Consider the following 23,321-nt stretch of genomic DNA (forward strand, 5'->3'; position numbering starts at 1 on the left):
TTACAGGGGTGCATATGCACGAGTTGTGCTATAGCAAATAATTTCTATTGATAAAATAGATGCATTTTGAAATTTTATATTCCAAACTAACCGTCAGATTTAAGTGAAACTTACATTGAGGAGTAGTTAATGTCCAAGCAACAGATCGGCGTTGTAGGTATGGCGGTAATGGGCCGTAATCTAGCCCTTAACATCGAGAGCCGCGGCTATACCGTATCCGTTTTCAACCGTTCACGTGAAAAAACCGACGAAGTTATCGCCGAAAACCCGGGCAAAAAACTCGCGCCTTACTACAGTATCGAAGAGTTTGTTGACTCGCTGGAAAAACCGCGCCGTATCCTGCTGATGGTGCAGGCGGGCGAGGCCACTGATAAAACTATCGCTTCTCTGACGCCACACCTGGACAAGGGCGACATCCTGATCGATGGCGGCAACACCTTCTATAAAGATACCATTCGCCGCAACAAAGAACTTTCTGAGCAAGGCTTTAACTTTATCGGTACCGGCGTTTCCGGCGGCGAAGAGGGCGCGCTGAAAGGGCCTTCTATTATGCCTGGCGGTCAGAAAGAAGCTTATGAGCTGGTTGCGCCGATCCTGGACAAAATCGCCGCGCGCGCCGAAGGCGAGCCTTGCGTCACTTACATCGGCCCGGACGGCGCCGGTCACTATGTGAAGATGGTCCATAACGGTATTGAATATGGCGATATGCAGCTGATCGCAGAAGCTTACTCCCTGCTAAAAAACGCGCTGAACCTGAGCAATGAAGATCTGGCGAAAACCTTCAGTGAGTGGAACGAAGGCGAGCTGAGCAGCTACCTGATCGACATCACCAAAGATATCTTCACCAAGAAAGATGAAGATGGCAACTATCTGGTTGACGTCATTCTGGATGAAGCAGCTAACAAAGGCACCGGTAAATGGACCAGCCAGAGTTCGCTGGATCTGGGCGAACCGCTGTCGCTGATTACAGAATCGGTCTTCGCGCGCTATCTCTCTTCCCTGAAATCGCAGCGCGTTGCCGCTTCGAAAGTGCTGAGCGGCCCGACTGCGCAATCATTTAACGGCGATAAAGCTGAATTTATCGAAAAAGTGCGTCGCGCGCTCTATCTGGGTAAAATCGTTTCCTACGCGCAGGGCTTTTCACAGCTGAAAGCGGCTTCCGATGAGTACAGCTGGAACCTGAACTACGGCGAGATCGCGAAGATTTTCCGTGCTGGCTGCATCATTCGCGCGCAGTTCCTGCAGAAAATTACCGATGCTTACAAAGATACGCCGGATATCGCTAACCTGCTGCTGGCGCCTTACTTCAAAAACATCGCCGACGAGTATCAGCAGGCGCTGCGTGACGTAGTGGCTTACGCGGTACAGAATGGCATCCCAACGCCGACCTTCTCCGCGGCTATCGCCTACTATGACAGCTACCGTTCCGCGGTGTTGCCTGCGAACCTGATTCAGGCGCAGCGTGACTACTTCGGCGCACATACCTATAAGCGCATCGATAAAGACGGCGTCTTCCATACCGAGTGGCTGGACTGATTCCGCATTGCCTAAAAAACCTCCCTTTGGGAGGTTTTTTATTGATTTCAGATAACGCTTTACCCATCCTTTTGCTATTGTTTTCTCCCTGGCGTTTATTATTCCGCTTTTCAATTAATCAGTTGGGCGTACCAGAAACATGAACCAAGAAAGTAAAACAACTACGGATCAGTCTTTACTTCGTCAAACCTTTTATAACAACGATGATGAGCTTGACCTGCTGGATGTGGTAGCGCAGCTGTGGAGCGGTAAAAAAACAATTATTTTAACCGTCCTGGTATTTTTGCTGCTGGCGGCAATTTATCTTTTCGTTGCGAAAGAAAAGTGGACCTCGGAAGCGATTGTGACCCAGCCCAGCGCGGGCCAGGTGGCCAACTATAATGCTGCGTTAAACGTGCTTTATTCTCAATATCCCCAGGATAAACCGGGCTTAGCCGATCTCCAGCGCCAGCTGTTCGGTCGCTTTAGCGCTTCGCTTTACGCTTTGTCAGGTTCGCTGCAGAATCTGGAAGAGCCACTGAATTTAAAAGTGGCGCCGGTCACAGCAGGCCAGGCAGAACCTCTAAGCGTGAAGTTCACCGCTGAGACGGCGAAAGAGGCGCAGGCGCAGGTCACGCACTTTATCAAAGTAGTGAATGACGACGTGGTTGATGACTACGGCGCCGATATCAAGCGCAATATGGATGTGAAACTACGCGAGCTTAGCGACTCGCTGACCTCGCAGCTGAAGGTGGCGCAGGATAAGAAAGAGCAGCGCATTGAGCAACTGAAGCAGGCGTTAAAAGTGGCGGAAGGCTCAGGCATTGTAACCTCTCAGCTGACCCAGGCGGAGTTTTTATCAGACGATACGCTTTACCTGCTGGGCACCAAGGCGTTGAATGCGGCTATCGCTAACGAAGCGACGCGTCCGTTGCCGCTGGATGACAGCTACTATGCCACCCAGCGCGCGCTGCGCCTGATCAAGGATCTGAAGATCCAGGTCGATAACCTGCAATCCTTCCGCTATATCATGCAGCCGGATTTGCCTATTCGTCGTGACAGCCCGAAAAAAGGACTGACGCTGGTGCTGGCGGTATTGCTGGGCGGCGTTGTGGGTTCGGCGATTGTGCTGGGACGCAATATGGCTGCGACATGGCGGCAACGTAAACAGCTTAGCTGATTGACCTGAACAAAGAAAAACCCGGCCAGCGCCGGGTTTTTTTATGCCTGTCGTAAGCTGTTATCATCTTCGCGTCTGAATGTTGCCAGCATCGATCCGGCCAGTGAGCGGTAATCGTCCCTGTTCAGGATAATTGAACAATCCAGCCTGCCCGCGTTGAAGGCAATCTCATCAAAGCGCGCAAACAGCAGCGGATCGACGATAAGATTTAGTTCAGGGTGGAAGCTAAAGGGCGGAATCGCGCCGAACACGCAGCCGGTAAGCTTTTCTACTTCAACCGAGCTGGCCAGAGAAGCACGCGTGCCGCCGACAGCGGAAGCGACCTTGCTCAGGTCCGCCTGACAATCGGCTGGCAGCACGGCTAACACGTACTGTTTGATGCCGTTGCCTTTTACATGGCATACCAGCGCCTTGGCCCCCTGTTCAGGATGCGTGCCCCGCAGCTGCGCTACCGCCGCGCATTTTCCTTCCGGCGCATGTTCGATTAAACGGTAGCGCGCCTGATGCTTATCCAGCAGCGTTATGAGCTGATGAAACGTACTGTTCATAGTGATGCGTATTTCTCCCCGTTTATACCCGCGCTACTGTAGCAAAAATTGCAGGGCGGGACAGGTGAGGGCATGCTCAAAAAGGCAGATCGTAGAAAGGAAACGCAGAAAATCGGTAGCAACGGGAAATACGATATGGAGATGCAATCAGCAGCTGAGACGAAACCAACGATCGTTGAAAAACGGAATGTTGCAGAACCGGTGTCGAAAGAAAAAGGACGCCGCCGTAACGGCGGCGTCCTGGTCGTCAGGCTTTATGACGCGCGCGCAGATTATTAATAATCGTGCTCAGGTCAAGATTCTGATCCTGTAGCAGCACCATCAGGTGATACAGCAGATCGGAAGCCTCATTGGTCAGCTCATGGCGATCGTTTACCGTCGCGGCCAGCGCGGTCTCCACGCCTTCCTCGCCGACCTTCTGCGCAATGCGCTTGGTGCCGCTGGCGTAGAGCTTCGCGGTATAGGAACTGTCGGGATCGGCCTGCTTGCGCGCCGCCAGCAGCTGCTCCAGCTGCCAGAGAAAGGTCCAGTCTGGCGCTGCGGGCGAGAAGCAGCTGGAAGTGCCGAGATGGCAGGTCGGGCCGATCGGCTGCGCCAGCACCAGCAGCGTATCGTTATCGCAATCGGGCGTAATGCTGACTACGTTAAGAAAGTGGCCGGAGGTTTCGCCTTTGGTCCAGAGACGCGCTTTGGTGCGCGACCAGAAGGTGACTTTGCCTTCGTTCAGCGTTTTCGCCAGCGCCTCCTGGTTCATATAGCCGTGCATCAGGACCTCGCCCGATACGCTGTGTTGCACGATAGCTGGCATCATGCCGTCGGTTTTTTCCCAGTCCAGTTGGGAAAGCTGCTGTTCTGTTAGCACGGGCGAATCTCCACATCGTGTTCGATCAGGAACCGTTTCAGTTCACCGATATTAATAATCTGCTTATGAAATACCGAGGCGGCCAGCGCCCCGTCGACGTTAGCGATGCGGAACGCGTCCAGAAAATGTTCCATGGCGCCAGCGCCGCCGGAGGCAATAAGCGGCACCTTACAGACTTCACGCACTTTTTGCAGTTGAATGAGGTCATAGCCGTTGCGCACGCCGTCCTGATTCATCATGTTCAGTACGATTTCGCCAGCGCCGCGTTTTTGCACTTCCTGCACCCAATCCAGGGTTTCCCACTGCGTAACGCGCGTGCGCGCTTCATCGCCGGTATATTGGTTTACGTGATATTTGCCGCTCTGCTCGTCATACCAGGTATCGATTCCTACCACGATGCACTGAACGCCGAAGCGATCGGCCAGTCGGGTGATCAGTTCCGGATCGGCCAGCGCGGGCGAGTTAATGGATATTTTATCCGCGCCGAAGGAGAGGATCTGCGCCGCATCTTCGGCGCTTTTAATACCGCCAGCCACGCAGAAGGGGATATCGATCACTTCCGCCACGCGCGCGACCCAGCTTTTATCCACCACGCGGCCGTCGCTGGAGGCTGTAATGTCATAGAACACCAGTTCGTCGGCGCCCTCGTCGGCATAGCGCTGCGCCAGCGGCACGATATCGCCGATGATCTCGTGATTGCGAAACTGCACGCCTTTCACCACCTGCCCGTCACGCACGTCGAGACAGGGAATTATCCGTTTTGCCAGCATGAAATCGCCTCCGAAACCGTGAATTTATCTTCCAGCAGGGCGCGTCCGACGATAACGCCCTGCGCGCCGCTGTGACGCAGGGCGGCGATATCCGCCAGCGCGCCGATGCCGCCGGAAGACTGAAACGCAATCTGCGGGAAACGCGCGGAGACTTCCTGATAGAGCGATACATTCGAGCCGCTCAGGGTGCCGTCGCGTGAAATATCGGTGCAGAGTACATGCTTCAGGCCGCAGGGCAGATACTGTTCGATCACCTGCTCCAGCGTGACGCCCGCCGCTTCCTGCCAGCCGCTGATCGCCACCTCTTTGCGGTTATCCGCGTCGATGCGCACATCCAGCGCCAGCACAATCGCCTCTGGGCCAAACTCGCTAAACCATTGCTGCACTTCTACTGGCTGCCTGACCGCCGTCGAGCCAACCACCACGCGCGCGGCGCCTGCCTCCAGCAGCGCGGCGACGTCGTCGTGGCTGCGGATGCCGCCGCCGACCTGAACCGGCACCTCAACGCCCGCCAGCAGCGATTTCAACAGCGTAAGCTGACGCGCCGCGGGGTCCTTCGCGCCGGTCAAATCGACCAGGTGCAGCAGCTGTGCGCCCTGACGCTGATAATCCTGCAGGCGCGGCAGCGGGTCGCTGCCGTAGTCGCGTTGCTGACCGTAGTCCCCCTGATGCAGACGCACCACTTTTCCATCAATTAAATCCAATGCCGGGATAATCATCCGTTACATCTCCAGGAAGTTTTTCAGCAGCTGCGCGCCCGCTTTGCCGGAGCGCTCAGGGTGGAACTGAACGCCGTAGAAGTTATCTTTCTGCACCGCGGCGGTAAATGGTTCGCCGTAGAGGCACTGGGCGATGGTGCAGGCGTTAACCGGCATCGCATAGCTGTGGACGAAATAGAACCAGCTCTCCTCCTCAATGCCGCGAAACAGGTGGTGTCCCGCCTGCGGGGTGACGCGGTTCCAGCCCATATGGGGCAGCGGCAGCCCGCGGTCCTGCATCTGCAAAACCGGCTGATCGATAATGCCTAAGGTTTTTACGCCGCCGCTTTCGTCGCTCATGCTGCCGAGCAGCTGCATGCCAAGGCAGATGCCAAGCGTCGGCTGGGTGCAGGCTTTCACCAGCTCAATCAGCTCGCGCTCCGCCAGCTGGTCCATCGCCGCCTGCGCGGTGCCGACGCCGGGCAGAAAGAGCTTGTCCGCCTTCAGCACGATATCGGCGTCGCGGCTGACCTGCGGCGTATAGCCGAGGCGCTGAATGGCGGACTTTACCGAGGAGAGATTGGCGCAGCCGGTATCAAGGATCACCACGTTCATTACAGCACTCCTTTCGAGCTCGGCAGGGTATTGCCTTCCACGCGAATCGCCTGGCGCAGCGTGCGGCCAAAGGCCTTAAACAGACTTTCCACGCGGTGATGGTCGTTTTTGCCTTTGGTTTTCAGATGCAGTGTGCTGGCCATCGAATAGGAGAGCGAGCGGAAAAAGTGCTCGACCATCTCGGTGCTGAGATCGCCCACGCGCTGGTAGTTAAACTCCGCCTTGAACTCCAGGTGCGGACGGCCGGAAATATCCAGCGCGCAGCGCGCCAGGCATTCGTCCATCGGCAGCACGAAGCCGAAGCGGCCGATGCCGCGCTTGTCGCCCAGCGCCTTCAGCAACGCTTCTCCCAGCGCGAGGCCGGTATCTTCTACCGTGTGGTGATCGTCGATATAAAGGTCGCCTTTCACCTCGACGTTCATGCGCAGGCCGCCGTGCGTGGCGATCTGATCCAGCATATGGTCGAAAAAGCCGACGCCGGTGTTGATTTTGCTGCCGCCTTCGCGGTCCAGCCACACCTCGATTTCAATCTGCGTCTCTTTGGTGTTGCGGTTCACCTTCGCATAGCGATCGCGCTGCGTCAGCTTCTGGCAGATGGCGTTCCAGTCCAGGCCATCCTGGCTGTAGCGCAGCCCCTGGATGCCCATGTTCTGCGCCAGCTCGATATCGGTGGCGCGATCGCCGATTACATAGCTGTTGGCCTTGTCCAGCGCGCCTTCCGCCAGCCAGGCCTCTACCAGTTTGGTTTTCGGCTTGCGGCAGTCGCAGTTATCCGCCGGCAGATGCGGGCAGATCAGAATATCGTCGAAGCGCACGCCCTGCGAGGTCAGGATCTGCATCATCAGATTATGCGGGCCGTCAAAATCCGCCTGCGGGAAACTGTCGGTGCCGAGGCCGTCCTGGTTGGTGATCATCACCAGCTGGTAGCCCGCCTTCTGCAGCGCCAGCAGCGCCGGGATCACGTCCGGCTCAAAGGCCAGCTTCTCCATGCGGTCGACCTGGAAATCCTGCGGCGGTTCGCTGATAAGGGTGCCGTCGCGATCGATAAAAAGGGTTTTCTGACTCATGCTTGCTCCACGGTGCCGGGCAGGGTTTGCAGTGCGGCGATCAGGCGCTCGCACTCGGTTCGGGTGCCGATGGAAATGCGCAGGCATCCGGCAAGTCCCGGGTTCTTGTTCTGGTCACGCAGGATAATGCCCTGGTCCCACAGGGTTTTAAATACCCGTGGCGAATCGGTAAAGCGCGCCAGAAGATAGTTGGTCTCGCTGGGAAAGACCTGCTCGACGCAGGGCAGCGTCGCCAGCGTCGTCGCCAGCCAGCTGCGGTTGGCGTTCAGCTCCACCACATGGCTGCGCATCAGGGCGATGCCTTCCGCGCTCAGCGCCTGAGCGGCGATATCGGCCACCGGCGTCGACAGCGGATAGGGCGCGATCACTTTTAACAGCAGCGCGATCACCGCCGGATTCGCCAGGGTAAAGCCGCAGCGCAGCCCCGCCAGCGCAAAGGCTTTCGACAGCGTGCGCAGCACCACGAGGTGCGGATATTCCGCGATCCAGCTCGCCAGCGTCGCCTGCGGGCAGAACTCGATATAGGCTTCGTCCGCCACCACCAGCGCTTTGCCGCGCGTCATCTCCAGCAGTTGACGAATATCGTCTCTATTGATCAGGTTGCCGGTCGGATTGTTGGGACTGCACATATAGACCAGCTTGACGCCCGGCAGCGCGGCGGCGATGGCGGGCAGGTCCAGCTGCCAGTTCTCCAGCGCCGCCACGGTGCGATATTCGATGCCGATGGTTTCGGCGCTGACGCTGTACATGCCATAGGTCGGCGGGCAGAACAGAATCGCGTCCTGACCCGGCTCGCAGAAGGCGCGCATCAGCAGCTCGATGCCTTCGTCCGCGCCGCGGCTGACCAGCACCTGCTCCGGCGACAGTCCGGCGTAGGCGGCGTAGCGTTCAATTACCTGCTTCGGCTGGCATTCCGGGTAGCGGTTCAGCGTCTGCTGCGACAGCTCGAACGGTACCGGCAGCGGATATTCGTTGGCGTTCAGCCAGACGTCGCCGTTGCCGCCGAGACGACGCGCGGACTGATAGGGCGTCAGCGCCTGCACGTTAGCGCGCGCCAGCCGGACGATATTGTCACTCATGCTTTCTCCTTCAGCGCGGCGACGCGCAGCGTAACGGCATTTTTATGGGCGATGAGCTGCTCTGCGACAGCCAGCGTCTCAATGGTCGGCGCCAGGTTCAGGAAGCCCTGCGGCGTCAATTCCTGCACCGTCATGCGCTTCTGGAAATCCGCCAGCCCCAGGCTGGAGCAGGTGGCGGTATAGCCGTAGGTCGGCAGCACATGGTTGGTGCCGGAGGCGTAGTCGCCCGCCGATTCCGGCGACCAGTCGCCGAGAAACACCGATCCGGCGCTGGTGATCTGTTCCACCAGCTCGCGCGGCTGGCGCGTCTGAATAATCAAATGCTCCGGTCCGTAGCGGTTGGATATCTCTACGCACTGCTGCAAATCGCGCGCCACGATCAGGCGGCTGCTGGTGAGCGCCTGGCGCGCGGTCTCGGCGCGCGGCAGCTGGGCCAGCTGCGCTTCCACCGCTTCCGCCACCGCCTGCGCCAGCTGACGCGACGGGGTCAGCAGAATCACCTGCGAGTCGGGGCCATGCTCCGCCTGCGACAGCAGATCGGAAGCGACAAAGGCGGGCGTGGCTTCCTCGTCGGCAATCACCAGCACTTCAGAAGGCCCGGCGGGCATATCGATCGCCGCGCCGTCAAGACGCTGGCTCACCTGACGCTTCGCCTCGGTCACCCACGCGTTGCCGGGGCCGAAGATTTTATCGACTTTCGGTACTGATTCGGTACCGAAGGCCAGCGCGGCGATCGCCTGCGCGCCGCCGACCTGGAATACCTCCTCCACGCCGCACAATTGCGCGGCGTACAGGATCTCATCGGCGATCGGCGGCGGCGAGCAGAGCACCACGCGCTGGCAGCCGGCGATGCGCGCCGGGGTCGCCAGCATCAGCACGGTTGAAAAAAGCGGCGCCGAGCCGCCGGGAATATAGAGGCCGACCGAGCGAATCGGGCGGGTCACCTGCTGGCAGCGCACACCGGGCTGGGTTTCAATATCCACGGCAGGCAGCTGCTGGGCGCGGTGGAAGGTCTCGATATTGGCGACGGCTGCCGCCATCGCCTGCCTGACGTCGTCGCTCAGCCGCTCCGCCGCCGCGGCGATCTGCGCCGGACCGACGCGCAGTTCGTCCACCTGCGCCTTATCGAAGGCCGCGCTGTATTCGCGCAGGGCGGTGTCGCCCGCTTCGCGGACGCGGGTAAGAATGGTTTTCACCGTTTGGGTAATATTGTCCGAGGCGGAGATCGCCGGGCGGGTCAGCAGCGCCTGCTGCTGCGCCTCGTCGCACTGCTGCCAGTCGGTAAGCGTGTCAAAGCGGCTCATGGGTTTACTCCATCATCTTCTCAATCGGCAGTACCAGGATCGAACTGGCGCCCAGCGCCTTCAGTTTTTCCATCGTTTCCCAGAACAGGGTTTCGCTGCTGACCATGTGCATCGCCAGGCGGCTCTGGTCGCCCGCCAGCGGCAGCACCGTCGGACGCTCGGCGCCCGGCAGCAGCGCGATCACTTCTTCCAGCCGCTCGCTCGGCGCGTGCAGCATGATATATTTCGATTCGCGCGCTTTGATCACGCCCTGAATGCGCGTCATCAATTTATCTACCAGCTCCTGTTTCGCCGCCGACAGTTCGCCGTCGCGCTGGATCAGCACCGCTTTGGAACGGTAAATCACTTCCACTTCGCGCAGGCCGTTCGCTTCCAGCGTCGCGCCGGTTGAAACCAGGTCGCAGATGGCATCGGCCAGGCCAGCGCGCGGCGCGACTTCCACCGAGCCGTTCAGCAGACAGGATTTAAAAGCGACGCCTTGTTTATCAAGATACTGTTTCAGCAGGTGAGGATAGGAGGTGGCGATGCGCGAACCCTGAAGACACTGGACGCCGGTATATTCCTCGTCCACCGGCATCGCCAGCGACAGGCGACAGCCGCCGAAATCGAGGCGGCGCAGGGTAAAGTAGCGCGGGTCTTCGCCCTGCGCGCGGCGGGTCAGCAGCTCTTCTTCCAGCACGTTTTCGCCGACGATGCCGAGATCCACCACGCCGTCCATCACGAGGCCCGGAATATCGTCGTCACGCACGCGCAAAATATCGATCGGCATATTCTCAGCAAAGGCGATCAGGCGCTGCTGCTGCAGGTTGATTTTGATGCCGCAGCGCGCCAGAAGCTCGCGCGATTCATCGCTTAAACGGCCAGATTTTTGCATAGCTATGCGTAAACGGGTGTTATCTAACATCTCTCCAGTCCTCTTGTCATTTATCCGGTCGGTCGCAGTCAGCCAAAAAAAAGCCCCCGGAAGAAGATCTTCCGGGGGCTCTTATCGCGCTCTGCACCACTGGAAGATCAATTGTCTTCCAGCACACATCGCCTGAAAGACTAGTCAGGGTGATGGTGGTGGTGATGGTTGAACTGAACGCGTGTCATAAAATTCTCTGCATGTATATTCATTTGCCTGTCAATTAACCTAGCGGAGAAGAGGGCGATTGGCAACCGTTTTTTCGCGCGCGGCGCAAATCTCTTTTTCAACGAAGATTGTCACGCTCAGGAGCGTGGCGTAGCCTTAGAAGAAAACAGGCTGACGCCTCAGGAGCAGAGATGAAAAAAGTCGCGATTGTAGGTCTTGGATGGCTGGGAATGCCGCTGGCGATGGCGCTGACGTCGCGCGGCTGGCAGGTTACCGGCAGCAAAACGACGCCGGACGGCGTCGAGGCGGCGCGCATGTGCGGCATTGAAAGCTGTCAGTTGACCTTAACGCCGGAGCTGGAGTGCGATGCGGATGAGCTGGAGGCGCTGCTGGCGGTGGACGCGCTGGTGGTGACGCTGCCGGCCAGCCGCACCGTGGAGGGCGGCGAACATTATCTGCGCGCGGTGCAAAACCTGGTCGACAGCGCGCTGGCGTTCAGCGTGCCGCGCATCATCTTCACCAGCTCCACATCGGTTTATGGCGACGGCAATGGCGTGGTGAAAGAGCATAGCCCGTTACAGCCGGTCACCGTCGCCGGTAAAACGCTGGTAGAGCTGGAAAACTGGCTGCACGATCTGCCCGGCACTTCGGTCGATATTCTGCGGCTGGCGGGACTGGTAGGACCGAAGCGTCATCCGGGCCGCTTTCTGGCGGGCAAGACTGAGGTGCGCGACGGCGAACATGGCGTTAATCTGGTCCATCTGGATGATGTGGTCGAGGCGATTATTCTGTTGCTGCAAACGCCGAAGGGCGGACGCACCTATAATCTCTGCGCGCCGGCGCATCCTTCCCGTCAGGACTTTTATCCATCGGTGGCGCGCCAGCTGGGGCTGACGCCGCCGACTTTCGCGCCTGCCGCGCGTGAGAAGGGCAAGCTGGTGGACGGCAGTAAAATTTGCGATGAGCTGGGATTTGAGTATCGCTATCCCGATCCGATTAAAATGCCGCTGGGCTAAAGCCAGCGGAACAGCGCGGCTGGCGGGCCGCCTGTTGTTCTGCGAAGCGCGGTTTGTCGCAGCGTAAGGCGTCGCTAAACGCCCAGCCGATCGCGCAGCGCGTACCAGGCGGCGCCGACGGCGGTCAGCGGCACCTTAAAGCGTCGGCCGCCGGGGAAGGGGAGATGCGGCAGTTTGGCGAAGGCGTCGAAACGCTCGGCGTCGCCGCGCAGCGCTTCCGCCACCAGCTTGCCCGCCAGATGGGTAAAGGTGACGCCGTGTCCGCTGTCCCCCTGAATATAGTAAGCCTGCTTCTCCAGCCGCCCCAGCTGCGGCATGCGCGACAGCGTCAGCAAAAAGTTGCCGCTCCAGCAGTGACTCAACTTGACGTTCTTTAACTGCGGGAAGGTTTTTAACAGCTTGGGCCGAATCAGCGCCTCAATGTCCTGCGGCTCGCGCGCGCCGTAAATCACGCCGCCGCCATAGAGCAGCCGGTTGTCGGCGGTCAGCCGGAAGTAGTCCAGCAGATAATTGCAATCCTCCACGCAGTAGTTGTCCGGCAGCAGCGCCAGCGCCTGATCGTTGCTGAGCGGCTCGGTGGTAACGATCTGCGATCCGCAGGGCATGCTTTTTCGACTCAGGCGCGGCTCCAGCTCCGGCGCCAGATAGGCGTTGCCGGCGAAAATCACAAATTTGGCGCTGACGTCGCCGCGCGCGGTTTTAATCAGATGCGGCGCGCCGTAGATGACCTGTTCCACCGCCGATTGTTCATAGATGCGGCCGCCGTGCCGTCGTATCGCCTCCGCCTCGCCCAGCGCCAGATTCAACGGATGGAGATGGCCGCCGCGACGATCCAGCAGTCCGCCGACGTAGCGTTCCGTTGCAATTTCACGGCGAATGCCGCGTTCGTCCAGCAGTTCCAGCTCATGATTGCCGTAGCGTTCCCACAGCCGCTGCTGATTGCGCAGATGCTGCATCTGGCGCGCATTCAACGCGGCGAAGATACCGCCGGGACGGTAGTCGCAGGCGATAGCATAACGATCGATGCGGTCGCGGATAATGTCCGCGCCCTCAAACATCATGCTGCCGAGCATACGCGCTGCGTCGACGCCGTAACGCTGTTCAATAACGTCAATGTCGCGGCTGTAGGAGTTAACCACCTGGCCGCCGTTGCGCCCGCTGGCGCCGTAGCCGACGCGCGCCGCCTCCAGCACCACCACGTCATAGCCCGCTTCGGTCAGAAACAGCGCGGAGGAGAGGCCGGTGAATCCCGCGCCGATAATGCAAACGTCGCACTGCACCGAGCCATCCAGCTGCGGCCAGGGTTGATGCGGATTAACCGTTGCGGCGTAATAGCTGTCGACATAATTCACGGCGGGTCTCCTTAGCGGTTCAGAAGCTGGCGGGCGTATGGGCGCTGACGATGCGACAGGGCCGCGTTGAGGTATTGCTGAAGCTGTGCGGCAGACCGGTATCGATAACGTAGCTCTGCCCGGCCTGTAACTGATAGCTCTGGCCGCCGATGGTCAGGGTGATTTCTCCCTCCAGCAGCGTGCCGGTCTCTTCGCCGGGATGACGAATTTTTTCGCCGGTAGTGGCGCCCGGCTCATAGGTTTCCAGCAGCATCGCCAGATTATGACTTGCGTTGCCGTTATGAATCAGCTTCAGCGAGACGCCCTGACTGCCGATGTCGATCAGCTCCTGCGGCTCGATCACAATTTTCGGCGGCGTATTTTTCAGGGGCTCCGAAAAAAACTCCGACAGCGACAGCCCATAGACCTTCAGCAGCTTTTGTAGCGTGCTGACGGCGGGGCTGACTTTATCCTGTTCAATGGTGCTGATGGCGCTGTGCGTCAGTCCGGCAAGCTCCGCGACGCGCCGTTGTGATAAACCTAATTCCTGACGGATCTGTGACAGCCGACGTCCTGGGGCCAGTGTGGCTTCGTTCATAGCCGTTTTTCCCGGGTGAATTGATGACAGGCGTGAATAAAAGCCCCGAACAGTTGCGTCGAAGCTTCAGTATGTTGATAGCGCCATTCGGGGTGCCACTGCACGCCGATGGCGAACGGATGATTCGGTACGGCGACCGCTTCGATTACGCCGTCCGGCGCGGTCGCCTCGATTTGCAACAGCGGGCCCGGATGCAGCACCCCCTGTTTATGCAGCGAATTTACTTCAATGGAGGTGGCGCCGCGCAGCAGCTGCGACAGCCGTCCTTCGGCGGTCAGCGCTATCGCATGCGTCGGCGCATACTGCTCCGCCAGCGTCCGGTCGTCGTCGGCGTGGTGACGGATAGCCTCTGCGGGCAGCGCGCGGCGCAGCGTGCCGCCGGTGGCGACCACCAGCTCCTGCATGCCGCGACAGATCGCCAGCAGCGGCATCCTGAGCGGCAGCGCCTGCTGGATCAGCGCCAGCGCCAGCGCGTCGCGGCCCGGATCGGCGAGCTCCTCCTCGCCGGTCTCGGCGTAGCGCCAGGGTTCAATATTGCTTGGACTGCCGGGCAGCAACAGCCCGTCCAGCAGCGGCAGCGTGCGCCTGGCGATAGTCTCGCTCAGATCGGGGCGGTGCGGCAGCGCCACGGGAACGCCGCCCGCATCCATAATGGCGTCGAGATATTTCTGGTGCAGTACAAAAGCGGGATGGCCATCTTTCACGGTGCGGCACGTCAAGACGCCGATCAACGGCTTGTCCATTATTCTTTCCATCCTGCCCCTCACGTTAACTGGCAAATATTTCTGACAAAACCGCAGCGGAGACGCTGATTTGTACAATATATTTTCAATCTAGTCAGGCTTTGTTCAATATTCAAACCGCTTTGTAACATTTGCACACTTTTTGTCTTATGACTATGTTCTAAATGTGGCCGTTATTTTGAGCAGTACGCACAACCTTTATAAACGGTAAATGGCGGGTGGGATCATGACAAACCTGGTGGAAGTAGAAGACTTCACGCGACACAGTGAAGAGATGCGAACCAGCGCGTTCCAGAATGAGGTAAAAGCCTATCTGGAACGCCATCCTGAAACACAGTACGTCGATATTCTTCTTAACGATCTGAACGGTGTTTTTCGCGGTAAACGTATTCCGGTAAGCAGCCTTGCAAGGCTGGAAAAAGGTTGTTACTTCCCGGCATCGGTCTTTGCAATGGATATTCTTGGCAACACCGTCGAACAGGCCGGTTTAGGCCAGGCGCTGGGCGAGCCGGACAACATCTGTACGCCCGTCGAGGGCACGCTGGTTCCCGCCGCTTCCGATCCCGACCATATTGCGCAACTGCTGTTGACCATGCGCAATCAAGATGGCACTCCCTTTGACGTTGAACCCCGAAATGTACTGAACAATCTCTGGCAGCGCTTGCGCAACCGGGGACTGTTTCCGGTGGTAGCGGTAGAGCTGGAGTTCTATCTGGTCGATAAACAACGCGATCCCGAAGGCTATATTCAGCCGCCCTGTACGCCTGGCAGCGACGAGCGCAGCATGCAGAGTCAGGTCTACTCCGTCGACAACCTGGACCATTTCGCCGAGGTGCTGGGCGATATCGACCGGCTGGCGAAGCTGCAGGGTATTCCTACCGACGGCGCGCTGGCGGAAGCCTCGCCCGGCCAGTTTGAAATCAACCTGCATCATACGCGCAACGTCCTGAGCGCCTGCGACCATGCGCTACAGCTGAAAAGGCTGGTGCGTCAGGTGGCGGAAAACCACGGCATGACCGCCACCTTTATGGCGAAACCCTATGAGGAGTACGCCGGCAGCGGGATGCATGTGCATGTCAGCATGCTGGACGCCGCCGATCACAATGCCTTCGCCTGCGACGACGGCAGCGATTCGCCGCTGCTGAAGCGCGCGCTGGCGGGGATGATCGATCTGATGCCCGCCTCGATGGCCCTGCTGGCGCCGAATGTTAACGCCTATCGCCGCTTTATTCCCGAATCCTACGTGCCGCTGCAAGCCTCCTGGGGCCACAACAACCGCACCGTGGCGTTGCGCATTCCCTGCGGCGATATCGATAACCGCCGCATTGAGTATCGCGTCGCCGGTGCGGACGCTAACCCCTGGCTGGTGATGGCGGCGATTTTCGCCGGCATTCTGCACGGGCTGGATACTCCGCTGACGCTGCCCGCGCCGGTTACCGGCAACGGCCACACGTCGGACGGCACGCCGCTGCCGGTGCGTCAGAGCGAGGCGCTGGGCGAGTTCGCGCAAAGCCGCGCCCTGCGCGAGCTGCTGGGGGAACGCTTCAGCTTTGTCTGGCACAGCTGCAAACACCATGAGCTGATGCAGTTTGAACGGCTGATTACCGCCACTGAGATTGACTGGATGTTGAAAAACGCCTGAGGTGAGCATCATGCAAACGAATCAACAGTGGCAGGCGCGGCGCGAAGCGGCGGTGACGCCCGGCGTGGGCAACGCGCTGCCGGTTTACATTGCGAAAGCGCGCAACGCGGAAATCTGGGATGTGGAAGGGCGACGCTATATCGATTTCGCCTCCGGCATCGCGGTGCTGAATACCGGCCATAACCACCCGGACGTCATGCGTGCGGTGCAGGGACAGCTGGAGTGCTTTACTCATCCCTGTTTTCAGGTGACGCCATACGGCAGCTACGTCGAACTGGCGGAAAAGCTGAACGCGCTGGCGCCGATCGCCGGTCCGGCGCAGACCCTGCTGATGACCACCGGCGCCGAGGCGGTGGAAAACGCGATCAAGGTGGCGCGCATCGCCACCGGACGCTCCGGCGTCATTGCCTTCCGTGGCGGCTTTCACGGCCGCACGCTGCTGGGGATGGCGCTGACCGGCAAGGTGCAGCCCTATAAAAAAGGGTACGGGCCATTTCCCGGTGGTATCTTCCATGCCCCTTATCCGGTCAGCTATCCCGGCATCAGCGAAAGCCAGGCGTCAGGCGCCCTACAGGGCATCTTCGCGGCGGACGTCTCGCCGGATGACGTAGCGGCGATCATTATCGAGCCGGTGCAGGGAGAGGGCGGCTTTTACGCCGCGCCGCCGACCTTTCTACGTCAGCTGCGCCAGATCTGCGACGAACACGGCATCGTGCTGATCGCCGATGAGATCCAGAGCGGCTTCTGTCGCACCGGCAAAACCTTCGCTATCGAGCATAGCGGCGTCGAGCCCGACATCATTACCATGGCGAAAAGCCTGGCCGGCGGTTTTCCACTGTCGGCGGTGGTCGGCCGCGCCGCGCTGATGCAGAAAGCGCAGGCGGGCGGACTCGGCGGCACCTACGCCGGTTCGCCGGTCAGCATCGCCGCGGCGCTGGCGGTGCTGGAGATTATCGAACGCGAGCAGCTTAACCAGCGCGCTCAGGAACAGGGCGAGCAGGTGGTGGCGTTTCTGCATCAGCTGGCGGAGCAGTTCGACTGTATCGGCGACGTGCGTCACGTCGGCGCGATGATCGCCATGGAGCTGGTGGAAGAGGGCGACGCGCAACGCCCGGCGAAGGCGCTGACTCAGGCACTGGTGCAGGAGGCGGGGCGTCAGGGGCTGATATTGCTCGCCTGCGGCGTGCGCGCCAACGTGATTCGTTTTTTAATTCCGCTTACCGCCGAAAAAGAAATTGTTACTGAAGGTCTCAACATCTTGTCATCCTCCCTCCACGTGGTGCAAAATATGCGCCCTGCAAAATAGAGAAATAACCGGCGCTTTACGCGTCGGTTATTTTTTTGCATTTAACCAGGCTAATTTAAAAAGAGGCCGGCCTGCGTGCCGGATAGATACACACTGAACACGTTTACCGTGTGGTTTTGAGGAAAAAAAGATGGGGCAACTCGTTAATTTCTCACCAGCGTTCGCTGGTGTTCGACTCCGTGATGATTATGGCGCAATCGGCCTCGGCCCTGCATCCTCTGTCACGCCTCTGAAGAACCTCTCTCGCTTAACGCGAAGTTTCCCTGTGGTCCGCCCGCACCAGGCCGCCGCTATGGGGGGACTGAACCATGTCGCATAATATCAACAACGTCGCGCAGCCGCGTCGTACCCACCTGAAAAAAACACTGACTTTAATGCCGGTGGTGATGATTGGTCTCGCCTATATGCAGCCGATGACGCTGTTTGATACCTTTGGTATCGTTTCCGGCCTGACCGACGGACATGTCGCCACCGCCTATGCTTTCGCGCTGATCGCCATCCTGTTTACTGCGCTGAGCTACGGTAAGCTGGTACACCGCTTCCCATCTGCGGGCTCCGCTTATACCTACGCGCAGAAAACCATTAGCCCGCACGTCGGCTTTATGGTTGGCTGGTCGTCGCTGCTTGATTATCTGTTTATGCCGATGATCAACATTCTGCTGGCGAAAATCTATTTTGAAGCGCTGGTTCCCGATCTCCCTTCATGGATTTTCGTCGTGCTGCTGGTCGGCTTTATGACGCTGTCCAACCTGCGCGGCATCAAAACCGTCGCCAACTTCAACAGCCTGATTGTGGTGTTGCAGGTGGCGGTGATGATCGTGCTGATGGGCATGGTGATTTACGGCGTAGCGCATGGCGAAGGCGCCGGCACGCTGGTCAGCAGCCGCCCGTTCTGGTCGGAGAATGCGCATGTGGTGCCGATGATCACCGGCGCTACTATTCTCTGCTTCTCGTTCCTCGGCTTCGACGGCATCAGCTCGCTCTCTGAAGAGACGAAAGATGCGGAGCGCGTGATCCCGAAAGCGATCTTCCTGACGGCGCTGGTCGGCGGCATCATCTTTATCGTGGTGTCTTACTTCCTGCAGCTCTATTTCCCGGATATCTCGCGCTTTAAGGACCCGGACGCGTCGCAGCCGGAAATCATGCTCTACGTGGCGGGTAAAACCTTCCAGTTCGGCATTCTGATTTTCTCCTGCGTGACGGTGCTGGCTTCCGGTATGGCCGCCCACGCGGGCGTGAGCCGTCTGATGTACGTGATGGGCCGCGACGGCGTCTTCCCGGAGCGTTTCTTCGGCTACGTGCATCCGAAATGGCGTACTCCAGCGCTGAACGTGTTGCTGGTAGGCGCTATCGCGCTGCTGGCGATCCGCTTTGACCTGGTGACGGCGACGGCGCTGATCAACTTCGGCGCGCTGGTGGCCTTTACCTTCGTTAACCTGTCGGTGATTTCGCAGTTCTGGATCCGCGAGAAGCGTCGCCATACGCTGAAGGACAACATCAACTACCTGGTGCTGCCGCTCTGCGGTGCGCTGACGGTTGGCGCGCTGTGGATTAACCTCGAAGAGAGTTCGATGGTGCTGGGCCTGATCTGGGCGGCAGTCGGTATCATTTACCTGGCCTTCGTCACCCGCAGCTTCCGTAATCCGGTGCCGCAGTACAGCGAAGAATCGCTCTGATTCGACGCGTTAAACGCCATCAAGGCCAGACAGCTGTCTGGCCTTTTTTCTGCCTGGCGCGCAGGCGGGCGGCCCTCTCCGGTCGACAGTCGCACGGCGGCATCCTGCTGTTTCGCGCTTATCGGCCTTGTATCTCAGAGTCAGCTCCGCTACCCTGCGCCAGCAATTACTGCCTGAATGAATGGAGTTGGCAATGTTTAAAAAAGTAGTGGTAAGCAGCGGTCTGGCGCTGGCGTTGGTTGCAGGTTCGGCGCAGGCTATCGAGGGCAGCGTTGATGTGGGTGAACATTACACCAACCTGAACGTTGGACTGGGCACTACCTCCCCTGGCCTGAGCCTGTCCGGCAACTGGATGCGCAGCGATCACGACGGCGACGTCTCCGGCCTGCGTCTGGGCTATAACATCGAAGTCGGTTCCGTTTTCCTGACGCCGGGCATCAAAGCGATGTGGATCGATCCTGAAGATGGCAAAGATGGCTTCGCGGCGGCAGTTGGCGCGGGCGTGAGCTTCCCGATCACCAAAATGCTGGGCCTGTACGGCGAATATTACTACTCGCCGGAATCCTTTACCGATCACCTCGACAGCTATCAGGAAGCCTCCGGCGGCATCAGCTTTACGCCGATCTCCCTGTTAAACGTGCGCGTCGGCTATAAATATGCCGAGCTGAACAATAAAGGCGATCGTAAAGACAACGTGCTGGCCGACGGCCCCTATATTGGCGCTTCGCTGCGCTTCTGACGGACAGGTTCGTTCAGCATAAAAAAGCCGCCTTTGTGGGCGGCTTTTTTACGGGCGGCAGGCGTACCGTTACGAGACCAGTTCGCGCGCGTAGTCATACAGCGCCTTCAGCTGCGCCATCTTCTCTTTGTCGCCGTCGTGCAGGTTGGCCAGCGACTCCAGCTCCAACAGAAACGCTTCGATGCGTTCGCCGTTCAACACTTCGCGACGATGTTGCAGCCAGCGCTGCTGCTCGCTGTCATCCAGCGTGCCGGGATAGTTGCGCGCGCGATAGCGGAACAGCAGCTTCTCGATGCGCGCATCGTTAAAGGTGAGATCGAGCGCCGGCAGGTTGGCGGGAGCGGTTTTCTGGATAATGGTCATCGCCGATTTATCGGCGTCGCTGAAGAAGCCGTTATAAATCTGGGCGTCGACATCTTCTGAAGGGGTAAACGGCTCCGCTTCGGCATAGATCGCCACCACCTTTTCGCGCACCTCGGCGTGCTGGCGCAGCAGCGCCAGGTTATCGAGACAGCGCTGTCGGTCGATGCCCAGACGCTCAGCGTCTTCCGGGCGCAGCGTATTGGCAGGCGCCAACACCGGACATTTATTGCTGTGCACCAACTTAATCGGCACCGCCGCGTTGTCGCCCAGCGCCTGACGCGGCGTATAGAGCCGTTCGCGTAGCGCGTCGGCGTCCAGTTCCAGCAGCGGAGTGATATCTCCCGCCAGATCGCAGACGATCAGCGCGTTGCGGTTTTCCGGGTGCCAGGCGAGCGGGGCGATCCAGCTGGTGTTGCCCCTCAGCGCGCCGAACATGCCGGAGATATGCACCAGCGGCTTCATCTGCGGAATATCGATTAAAGTATTGATCTTCTGCTTCGTGCGGTGCCGGAACAGAAACTCGAACAGCTTCGGCTGTTTCTCTTTCACCAGCTTCGCCATGGCGATAGTGGCGTAAACGTCCGACATCGCGTCGTGCGCGTTATTGTGTTCCACGCCGTTGGCCTGAGTCAGGAGCTCCAGCTTAAAGCTTGGCAGCCCCTCATCATTTTCTGGCCAGTTGATGCCGTCGGGACGCAGCGCGTAGCAGGCGCGCATGACATCCAGCAGATCCCAGCGCGAATTGCCGTTCTGCCAGCTCCAGGCGTAGGGATCGTAAAAGTTGCGATAAAAAATATTGCGCGTCACTTCATCGTCGAAGCGCACGTTGTTATAGCCGACCACGCAGGTGTTTTCGACGGTAAACAGGGCATGAATGCGTCGGGCGAATTCCGCTTCAGTCACTCCGCGCGCCTGCGCCAGCTGCGGCGTAATGCCGGTGATCATCACCGCCTCCGGCTGTGGCAGATAATCGTCCGCTGGCTGGCAGTAAAAAACCTCCGGCTCGCCGATGATATTGAAATCCATATCGGTGCGAATGCCGGCGAACTGCGCCGGGCGATCCAGCGCCGGGCTTTTGCCGAAGGTCTCGTAATCGTGGAAGAGGAAGGTTGGCTGGTTCGCGTTATCGCTCACTGGTTTTAAATGCCCTTATCTGTTGCTTAGATGGTGTCTTTGCGTGCTTTTGATGGTTTGCGCCTGCTTGCGTTTTCTACTGTCCGCTGACGTTAGGCCTGCGTTGCGTTTTGGCGACGCAGATAAAATGACTATAGCTATCAGTAACGCAAAAAGCGCGGTCTCTATGGTAAACCATATGCAGGCTCTGCCGAAACACCGCATTGAGATGGCTGGAAGGAGAGCCGATAGTTTTCGCGGAATACGCAGGGCTGGGTGAAGCGGGAAAGAAAACAGCGGCTGGAACGGAAGCGCCGGAGAATTAGAGACGATTAACAAGGAACGTTTTATGGATGCGGAATTACAATTCGCCATTTCGCCGGTAGAGCTGGCGGGCGTGCTGGACTACCACACGGTGTCGGAGGCGGAAGCGTTCGGCAACAGATTGCTGGGCGGACTGGAACTGGCGCTGGGAACCGTTGAACTCATGGGCGCCGCCGCACTTTGCGTTGTGCCTGAACCGACGATGCTGACAAAAGCGGTGTGCGTGGTGACCGGCGCACACAGCCTGGACAACATTAACGCCGCCACCAACCGCATCCTGACCGGACATGATACCCGCACGGCAACACTTCGACTCACCGAAAAGCTGGCGAAAGAGGCCGGCGCCGGCGACAGCACGGCCATGTATATCGGGTTGACCGTTGATGCTGCCGTCCCGGCAGCGGCGGGGCTGGCCTGGGGCGTGTCGCGGATTAAATATGTTCGTGCAGGAACGCTGAAGCTGGCGGAGCATGAAGGCGTCAAGAAAATCGGCGGGCATACCATCAGGAAGCACATTGCAAAAACTGACGAAGAACTCCTGGCGCGCCTTGCACACAGCCGTGATGCACGCTCAGCCACGTCTTTTCACAGCGTGGAGCAGGCCGAAAAGTTTGTCAGTGCCGCATTGCGGGCTAACCGCATTAAAATTATTCGTTGGGCAAATACGGGAAGAATAGAAAAGCCGTTAGAAATTACGTGGGACGCTGGTACAACAGTCGGCTATAGATTCCGCAAAGGAAGCCAGGTTAAGTGGGCTGTCAGTCGCGTCCGGGTAGTTTTAAAAGGACAAGAGTATCTTGGCAAACCCTATTTTATTTTGACGTCATACCCGTTCCTGGAATAATGCTATGAGATTACTTGATAAATTGAGAGTAAACGCTTTTAAACGGAAAAATGCTTCTCTTATCACCCTGACGCAAACATATTTCGGTCAGGATCGCGATATTTTCGGTGAAACTATTGAAGAAGTAGTTAAGAGTTATCGTGAGAACGGGGAGAACGCAACGCGGTGGTTAAAAAATGAAATCATGGAGATGCTAAAAACCGAAAGTGACGGCCAACTGACAACACGCATGGAGTTGCTGGCTGAAAATCAATTTGATCCCGAACTGTGGGGCGAAACGTGGCGCAGCTTCCTGCTGCGTGTACTGGCGGCGCTGAAATAGAATATCGGCGAAACGATTATAAGCCTGCGCAAGCGGGCTTTTTTATGCGCGATACAGCTTATCCTCGTGCGCGTTTTGCCCCTGCGCATCAAGCCCCCGCGCATTGGTCAAGTTTCCGACTGCGCATTTGTTGCAGATTCAAAACCGGCAGGCGGTTTGTATACCCCCGGAAATAATTTACCGGAGGTAAACATCCAAATTACTGTAATTGATTTGTGTTGCTTATATATCGTTCGGAATATGGAATTCCATGTTTAACAACGGAGATAATCATGGAACTGTTAATTACAACTGAAATCCAACAAGTTGCTGGTGCAGGTGGTAACTATCAGATGGCAGTAAATCTTGAGATTGCCCAGGTTGTCGCAGCCAAATTAAATAACTGTAATATTCGGGATCTTACACACGATATGATTGCCTCTGCGTTAATGGGAGGGGCTGTCGGCGCATTCGGGGGGAGTGTAGCGGTTCCCGTTGTCGGTTCAATTCCGGGTTGGTTATCTGAGGCTATATCTGGCGCGGGCATGGGCGCACTTACTTACGGAGCGTCATGCTGGTGGTAGCAACGAGAACGAGAACGAGAACGAGATTTAT

General features: G+C 58.3%; 25 protein-coding genes and 1 other annotated feature. Of the genes, 11 read left to right on the forward strand and 14 right to left on the reverse strand.

Annotation, left to right across the window (positions count from 1 at the left end):
* The first annotated feature begins 129 nt into the window (after nucleotides 1-129).
* Both gnd and wzzB read left to right on the forward strand, forming a co-directional pair.
* A complete protein-coding gene (gnd, locus tag MYY08_RS07465) occupies nucleotides 130-1,536 on the forward strand; it encodes an NADP-dependent phosphogluconate dehydrogenase (RefSeq protein ID WP_190296007.1) in 1,407 nt (468 codons plus the stop codon).
* Between the two features lie 139 nt (nucleotides 1,537-1,675).
* The gene (gene wzzB, locus MYY08_RS07470) at nucleotides 1,676-2,695 is read left to right on the forward strand and encodes an LPS O-antigen chain length determinant protein WzzB (RefSeq protein WP_190296006.1); all 1,020 of its coding nucleotides are present in this window, start codon (nucleotides 1,676-1,678) and stop codon (nucleotides 2,693-2,695) included.
* A 41-nt stretch (nucleotides 2,696-2,736) separates the two neighbouring features.
* Here wzzB and MYY08_RS07475 read toward each other — a convergent pair whose 3' ends face one another.
* Complete coding sequence (locus MYY08_RS07475) at nucleotides 2,737-3,243, reverse strand: YbaK/prolyl-tRNA synthetase associated domain-containing protein (protein ID WP_084970962.1); 507 nt, start codon at nucleotides 3,241-3,243, stop codon at nucleotides 2,737-2,739.
* Between the two features lie 72 nt (nucleotides 3,244-3,315).
* Here MYY08_RS07475 and MYY08_RS07480 point away from each other — a divergent pair, with 72 nt between their 5' ends.
* On the forward strand, nucleotides 3,316-3,522 hold the full coding sequence (locus MYY08_RS07480) for a hypothetical protein (protein ID WP_190296005.1): 207 nt from the start codon (nucleotides 3,316-3,318) through the stop codon (nucleotides 3,520-3,522).
* On the opposite strand, the gene hisIE is transcribed toward MYY08_RS07480, so the two are convergent.
* The 9 genes from hisIE to hisL all read right to left on the reverse strand — a co-directional run bounded on the left by hisIE (nucleotide 3,491) and on the right by hisL (nucleotide 10,730).
* Entirely contained in the window at nucleotides 3,491-4,105 is a 615-nt protein-coding gene (hisIE, locus tag MYY08_RS07485; RefSeq protein WP_084970960.1) for a bifunctional phosphoribosyl-AMP cyclohydrolase/phosphoribosyl-ATP diphosphatase HisIE, read from the reverse strand. The genes MYY08_RS07480 and hisIE overlap by 32 nt on opposite strands.
* Nucleotides 4,099-4,875 carry an imidazole glycerol phosphate synthase subunit HisF gene (gene hisF, locus MYY08_RS07490; protein WP_190296004.1) on the reverse strand — a complete coding sequence of 259 codons (777 nt, stop codon included), beginning with the start codon at nucleotides 4,873-4,875 and terminating at the stop codon, nucleotides 4,099-4,101. The genes hisIE and hisF overlap by 7 nt, the downstream gene beginning before the upstream one ends.
* Complete coding sequence (gene hisA, locus MYY08_RS07495; protein ID WP_038625297.1) at nucleotides 4,857-5,594, reverse strand: 1-(5-phosphoribosyl)-5-[(5-phosphoribosylamino)methylideneamino]imidazole-4-carboxamide isomerase; 738 nt, start codon at nucleotides 5,592-5,594, stop codon at nucleotides 4,857-4,859. The genes hisF and hisA overlap by 19 nt, the downstream gene beginning before the upstream one ends.
* Before the next feature lie 3 nt (nucleotides 5,595-5,597).
* Nucleotides 5,598-6,188: an imidazole glycerol phosphate synthase subunit HisH gene (gene hisH, locus MYY08_RS07500; RefSeq protein WP_038625298.1), complete on the reverse strand. Its 591-nt coding sequence runs from the start codon at nucleotides 6,186-6,188 to the stop codon at nucleotides 5,598-5,600.
* Nucleotides 6,188-7,255 (reverse strand): bifunctional histidinol-phosphatase/imidazoleglycerol-phosphate dehydratase HisB, encoded by a 1,068-nt coding sequence (gene hisB, locus MYY08_RS07505; RefSeq protein ID WP_084970952.1) that lies wholly within the window; start codon nucleotides 7,253-7,255, stop codon nucleotides 6,188-6,190. The genes hisH and hisB overlap by 1 nt, the downstream gene beginning before the upstream one ends.
* Nucleotides 7,252-8,334 (reverse strand): histidinol-phosphate transaminase, encoded by a 1,083-nt coding sequence (gene hisC / locus MYY08_RS07510; protein ID WP_190296003.1) that lies wholly within the window; start codon nucleotides 8,332-8,334, stop codon nucleotides 7,252-7,254. Before hisC ends, hisB begins: the two co-directional genes overlap by 4 nt.
* Nucleotides 8,331-9,638: a histidinol dehydrogenase gene (gene hisD / locus MYY08_RS07515; RefSeq protein ID WP_288013868.1), complete on the reverse strand. Its 1,308-nt coding sequence runs from the start codon at nucleotides 9,636-9,638 to the stop codon at nucleotides 8,331-8,333. The genes hisC and hisD overlap by 4 nt, the downstream gene beginning before the upstream one ends.
* 4 nt (nucleotides 9,639-9,642) lie before the next feature.
* On the reverse strand, nucleotides 9,643-10,542 hold the full coding sequence (gene hisG, locus MYY08_RS07520; protein WP_038625302.1) for an ATP phosphoribosyltransferase: 900 nt from the start codon (nucleotides 10,540-10,542) through the stop codon (nucleotides 9,643-9,645).
* Nucleotides 10,543-10,587: 45 nt separating this feature from the next.
* Nucleotides 10,588-10,707 (reverse strand) — a sequence feature (His leader region).
* Nucleotides 10,683-10,730, reverse strand: a complete 48-nt coding sequence (gene hisL, locus MYY08_RS07525) for a his operon leader peptide (protein ID WP_100396937.1) — start codon at nucleotides 10,728-10,730, stop codon at nucleotides 10,683-10,685. (Overlaps the previous feature by 25 nt.)
* Nucleotides 10,731-10,901: 171 nt before the next feature.
* Between hisL and MYY08_RS07530 the strand changes: the two genes are divergently transcribed.
* Nucleotides 10,902-11,726 carry an SDR family oxidoreductase gene (locus MYY08_RS07530; RefSeq protein WP_084971648.1) on the forward strand — a complete coding sequence of 275 codons (825 nt, stop codon included), beginning with the start codon at nucleotides 10,902-10,904 and terminating at the stop codon, nucleotides 11,724-11,726.
* Nucleotides 11,727-11,800: 74 nt separating this feature from the next.
* Here the strand turns inward: MYY08_RS07530 and MYY08_RS07535 are convergent, their stop codons facing one another.
* From MYY08_RS07535 to puuD, 3 genes are read right to left on the reverse strand one after another with little or no spacing between them, the layout of a single operon-like run.
* Nucleotides 11,801-13,078, reverse strand: coding sequence for an NAD(P)/FAD-dependent oxidoreductase (locus MYY08_RS07535; RefSeq protein WP_159378780.1), 1,278 nt, complete (start codon nucleotides 13,076-13,078; stop codon nucleotides 11,801-11,803).
* Nucleotides 13,079-13,097: 19 nt separating this feature from the next.
* Nucleotides 13,098-13,655 carry an HTH-type transcriptional regulator PuuR gene (gene puuR / locus MYY08_RS07540; protein WP_038625305.1) on the reverse strand — a complete coding sequence of 186 codons (558 nt, stop codon included), beginning with the start codon at nucleotides 13,653-13,655 and terminating at the stop codon, nucleotides 13,098-13,100.
* Complete coding sequence (gene puuD, locus MYY08_RS07545; RefSeq protein ID WP_038625306.1) at nucleotides 13,652-14,410, reverse strand: gamma-glutamyl-gamma-aminobutyrate hydrolase; 759 nt, start codon at nucleotides 14,408-14,410, stop codon at nucleotides 13,652-13,654. Before puuD ends, puuR begins: the two co-directional genes overlap by 4 nt.
* Nucleotides 14,411-14,621: 211 nt before the next feature.
* Between puuD and MYY08_RS07550 the strand changes: the two genes are divergently transcribed.
* The 4 genes from MYY08_RS07550 (at nucleotide 14,622) to MYY08_RS07565 (ending at nucleotide 19,761) form a co-directional block, all read left to right on the forward strand.
* Nucleotides 14,622-16,040 (forward strand): glutamine synthetase family protein, encoded by a 1,419-nt coding sequence (locus tag MYY08_RS07550; protein WP_174705332.1) that lies wholly within the window; start codon nucleotides 14,622-14,624, stop codon nucleotides 16,038-16,040.
* Nucleotides 16,041-16,050: 10 nt separating this feature from the next.
* A complete protein-coding gene (gene gabT / locus MYY08_RS07555) occupies nucleotides 16,051-17,346 on the forward strand; it encodes a 4-aminobutyrate--2-oxoglutarate transaminase (protein ID WP_038625308.1) in 1,296 nt (431 codons plus the stop codon).
* Nucleotides 17,347-17,654: 308 nt separating this feature from the next.
* A complete protein-coding gene (locus MYY08_RS07560) occupies nucleotides 17,655-19,022 on the forward strand; it encodes an APC family permease (RefSeq protein ID WP_084971498.1) in 1,368 nt (455 codons plus the stop codon).
* A 193-nt stretch (nucleotides 19,023-19,215) separates the two neighbouring features.
* Nucleotides 19,216-19,761, forward strand: a complete 546-nt coding sequence (locus MYY08_RS07565; RefSeq protein WP_038625310.1) for a YfaZ family outer membrane protein — start codon at nucleotides 19,216-19,218, stop codon at nucleotides 19,759-19,761.
* Between the two features lie 69 nt (nucleotides 19,762-19,830).
* Here MYY08_RS07565 and sbcB read toward each other — a convergent pair whose 3' ends face one another.
* Complete coding sequence (sbcB, locus tag MYY08_RS07570) at nucleotides 19,831-21,258, reverse strand: exodeoxyribonuclease I (protein ID WP_084971496.1); 1,428 nt, start codon at nucleotides 21,256-21,258, stop codon at nucleotides 19,831-19,833.
* A gap of 328 nt (nucleotides 21,259-21,586) precedes the next feature.
* Here sbcB and MYY08_RS07575 point away from each other — a divergent pair, with 328 nt between their 5' ends.
* The 3 genes from MYY08_RS07575 to MYY08_RS07585 all read left to right on the forward strand — a co-directional run bounded on the left by MYY08_RS07575 (nucleotide 21,587) and on the right by MYY08_RS07585 (nucleotide 23,290).
* On the forward strand, nucleotides 21,587-22,405 hold the full coding sequence (locus tag MYY08_RS07575; RefSeq protein ID WP_288013869.1) for an RNase A-like domain-containing protein: 819 nt from the start codon (nucleotides 21,587-21,589) through the stop codon (nucleotides 22,403-22,405).
* 4 nt (nucleotides 22,406-22,409) lie between these two features.
* A complete protein-coding gene (locus tag MYY08_RS07580; protein WP_190296001.1) occupies nucleotides 22,410-22,727 on the forward strand; it encodes a contact-dependent growth inhibition system immunity protein in 318 nt (105 codons plus the stop codon).
* A gap of 272 nt (nucleotides 22,728-22,999) precedes the next feature.
* Nucleotides 23,000-23,290, forward strand: a complete 291-nt coding sequence (locus MYY08_RS07585) for a hypothetical protein (protein WP_190296000.1) — start codon at nucleotides 23,000-23,002, stop codon at nucleotides 23,288-23,290.
* Nucleotides 23,291-23,321 lie beyond the last annotated feature (31 nt).

It is taken from the genome of Mixta sp., from assembly GCF_024610815.1.
Lineage (GTDB): Bacteria > Pseudomonadota > Gammaproteobacteria > Enterobacterales > Enterobacteriaceae > Mixta > Mixta calida.

What these genes read in the sequence shown, in the direction of transcription:
- gnd (WP_190296007.1), top strand. Translation starts at nt 130, where the DNA reads ATGTCCAAGCAACAGATCGGCGTTGTAGGTATGGCGGTAATGGGCCGT.
- wzzB (WP_190296006.1), top strand. Translation starts at nt 1,676, where the DNA reads ATGAACCAAGAAAGTAAAACAACTACGGATCAGTCTTTACTTCGTCAA.
- MYY08_RS07475 (WP_084970962.1), bottom strand. Translation starts at nt 3,243, where the DNA reads ATGAACAGTACGTTTCATCAGCTCATAACGCTGCTGGATAAGCATCAG.
- MYY08_RS07480 (WP_190296005.1), top strand. Translation starts at nt 3,316, where the DNA reads ATGCTCAAAAAGGCAGATCGTAGAAAGGAAACGCAGAAAATCGGTAGC.
- hisF (WP_190296004.1), bottom strand. Translation starts at nt 4,875, where the DNA reads ATGCTGGCAAAACGGATAATTCCCTGTCTCGACGTGCGTGACGGGCAG.
- hisA (WP_038625297.1), bottom strand. Translation starts at nt 5,594, where the DNA reads ATGATTATCCCGGCATTGGATTTAATTGATGGAAAAGTGGTGCGTCTG.
- hisH (WP_038625298.1), bottom strand. Translation starts at nt 6,188, where the DNA reads ATGAACGTGGTGATCCTTGATACCGGCTGCGCCAATCTCTCCTCGGTA.
- hisB (WP_084970952.1), bottom strand. Translation starts at nt 7,255, where the DNA reads ATGAGTCAGAAAACCCTTTTTATCGATCGCGACGGCACCCTTATCAGC.
- hisC (WP_190296003.1), bottom strand. Translation starts at nt 8,334, where the DNA reads ATGAGTGACAATATCGTCCGGCTGGCGCGCGCTAACGTGCAGGCGCTG.
- hisD (WP_288013868.1), bottom strand. Translation starts at nt 9,638, where the DNA reads ATGAGCCGCTTTGACACGCTTACCGACTGGCAGCAGTGCGACGAGGCG.
- hisG (WP_038625302.1), bottom strand. Translation starts at nt 10,542, where the DNA reads ATGTTAGATAACACCCGTTTACGCATAGCTATGCAAAAATCTGGCCGT.
- MYY08_RS07530 (WP_084971648.1), top strand. Translation starts at nt 10,902, where the DNA reads ATGAAAAAAGTCGCGATTGTAGGTCTTGGATGGCTGGGAATGCCGCTG.
- puuR (WP_038625305.1), bottom strand. Translation starts at nt 13,655, where the DNA reads ATGAACGAAGCCACACTGGCCCCAGGACGTCGGCTGTCACAGATCCGT.
- puuD (WP_038625306.1), bottom strand. Translation starts at nt 14,410, where the DNA reads ATGGAAAGAATAATGGACAAGCCGTTGATCGGCGTCTTGACGTGCCGC.
- gabT (WP_038625308.1), top strand. Translation starts at nt 16,051, where the DNA reads ATGCAAACGAATCAACAGTGGCAGGCGCGGCGCGAAGCGGCGGTGACG.
- MYY08_RS07560 (WP_084971498.1), top strand. Translation starts at nt 17,655, where the DNA reads ATGTCGCATAATATCAACAACGTCGCGCAGCCGCGTCGTACCCACCTG.
- MYY08_RS07565 (WP_038625310.1), top strand. Translation starts at nt 19,216, where the DNA reads ATGTTTAAAAAAGTAGTGGTAAGCAGCGGTCTGGCGCTGGCGTTGGTT.
- MYY08_RS07575 (WP_288013869.1), top strand. Translation starts at nt 21,587, where the DNA reads ATGGATGCGGAATTACAATTCGCCATTTCGCCGGTAGAGCTGGCGGGC.
- MYY08_RS07580 (WP_190296001.1), top strand. Translation starts at nt 22,410, where the DNA reads ATGAGATTACTTGATAAATTGAGAGTAAACGCTTTTAAACGGAAAAAT.
- MYY08_RS07585 (WP_190296000.1), top strand. Translation starts at nt 23,000, where the DNA reads ATGGAACTGTTAATTACAACTGAAATCCAACAAGTTGCTGGTGCAGGT.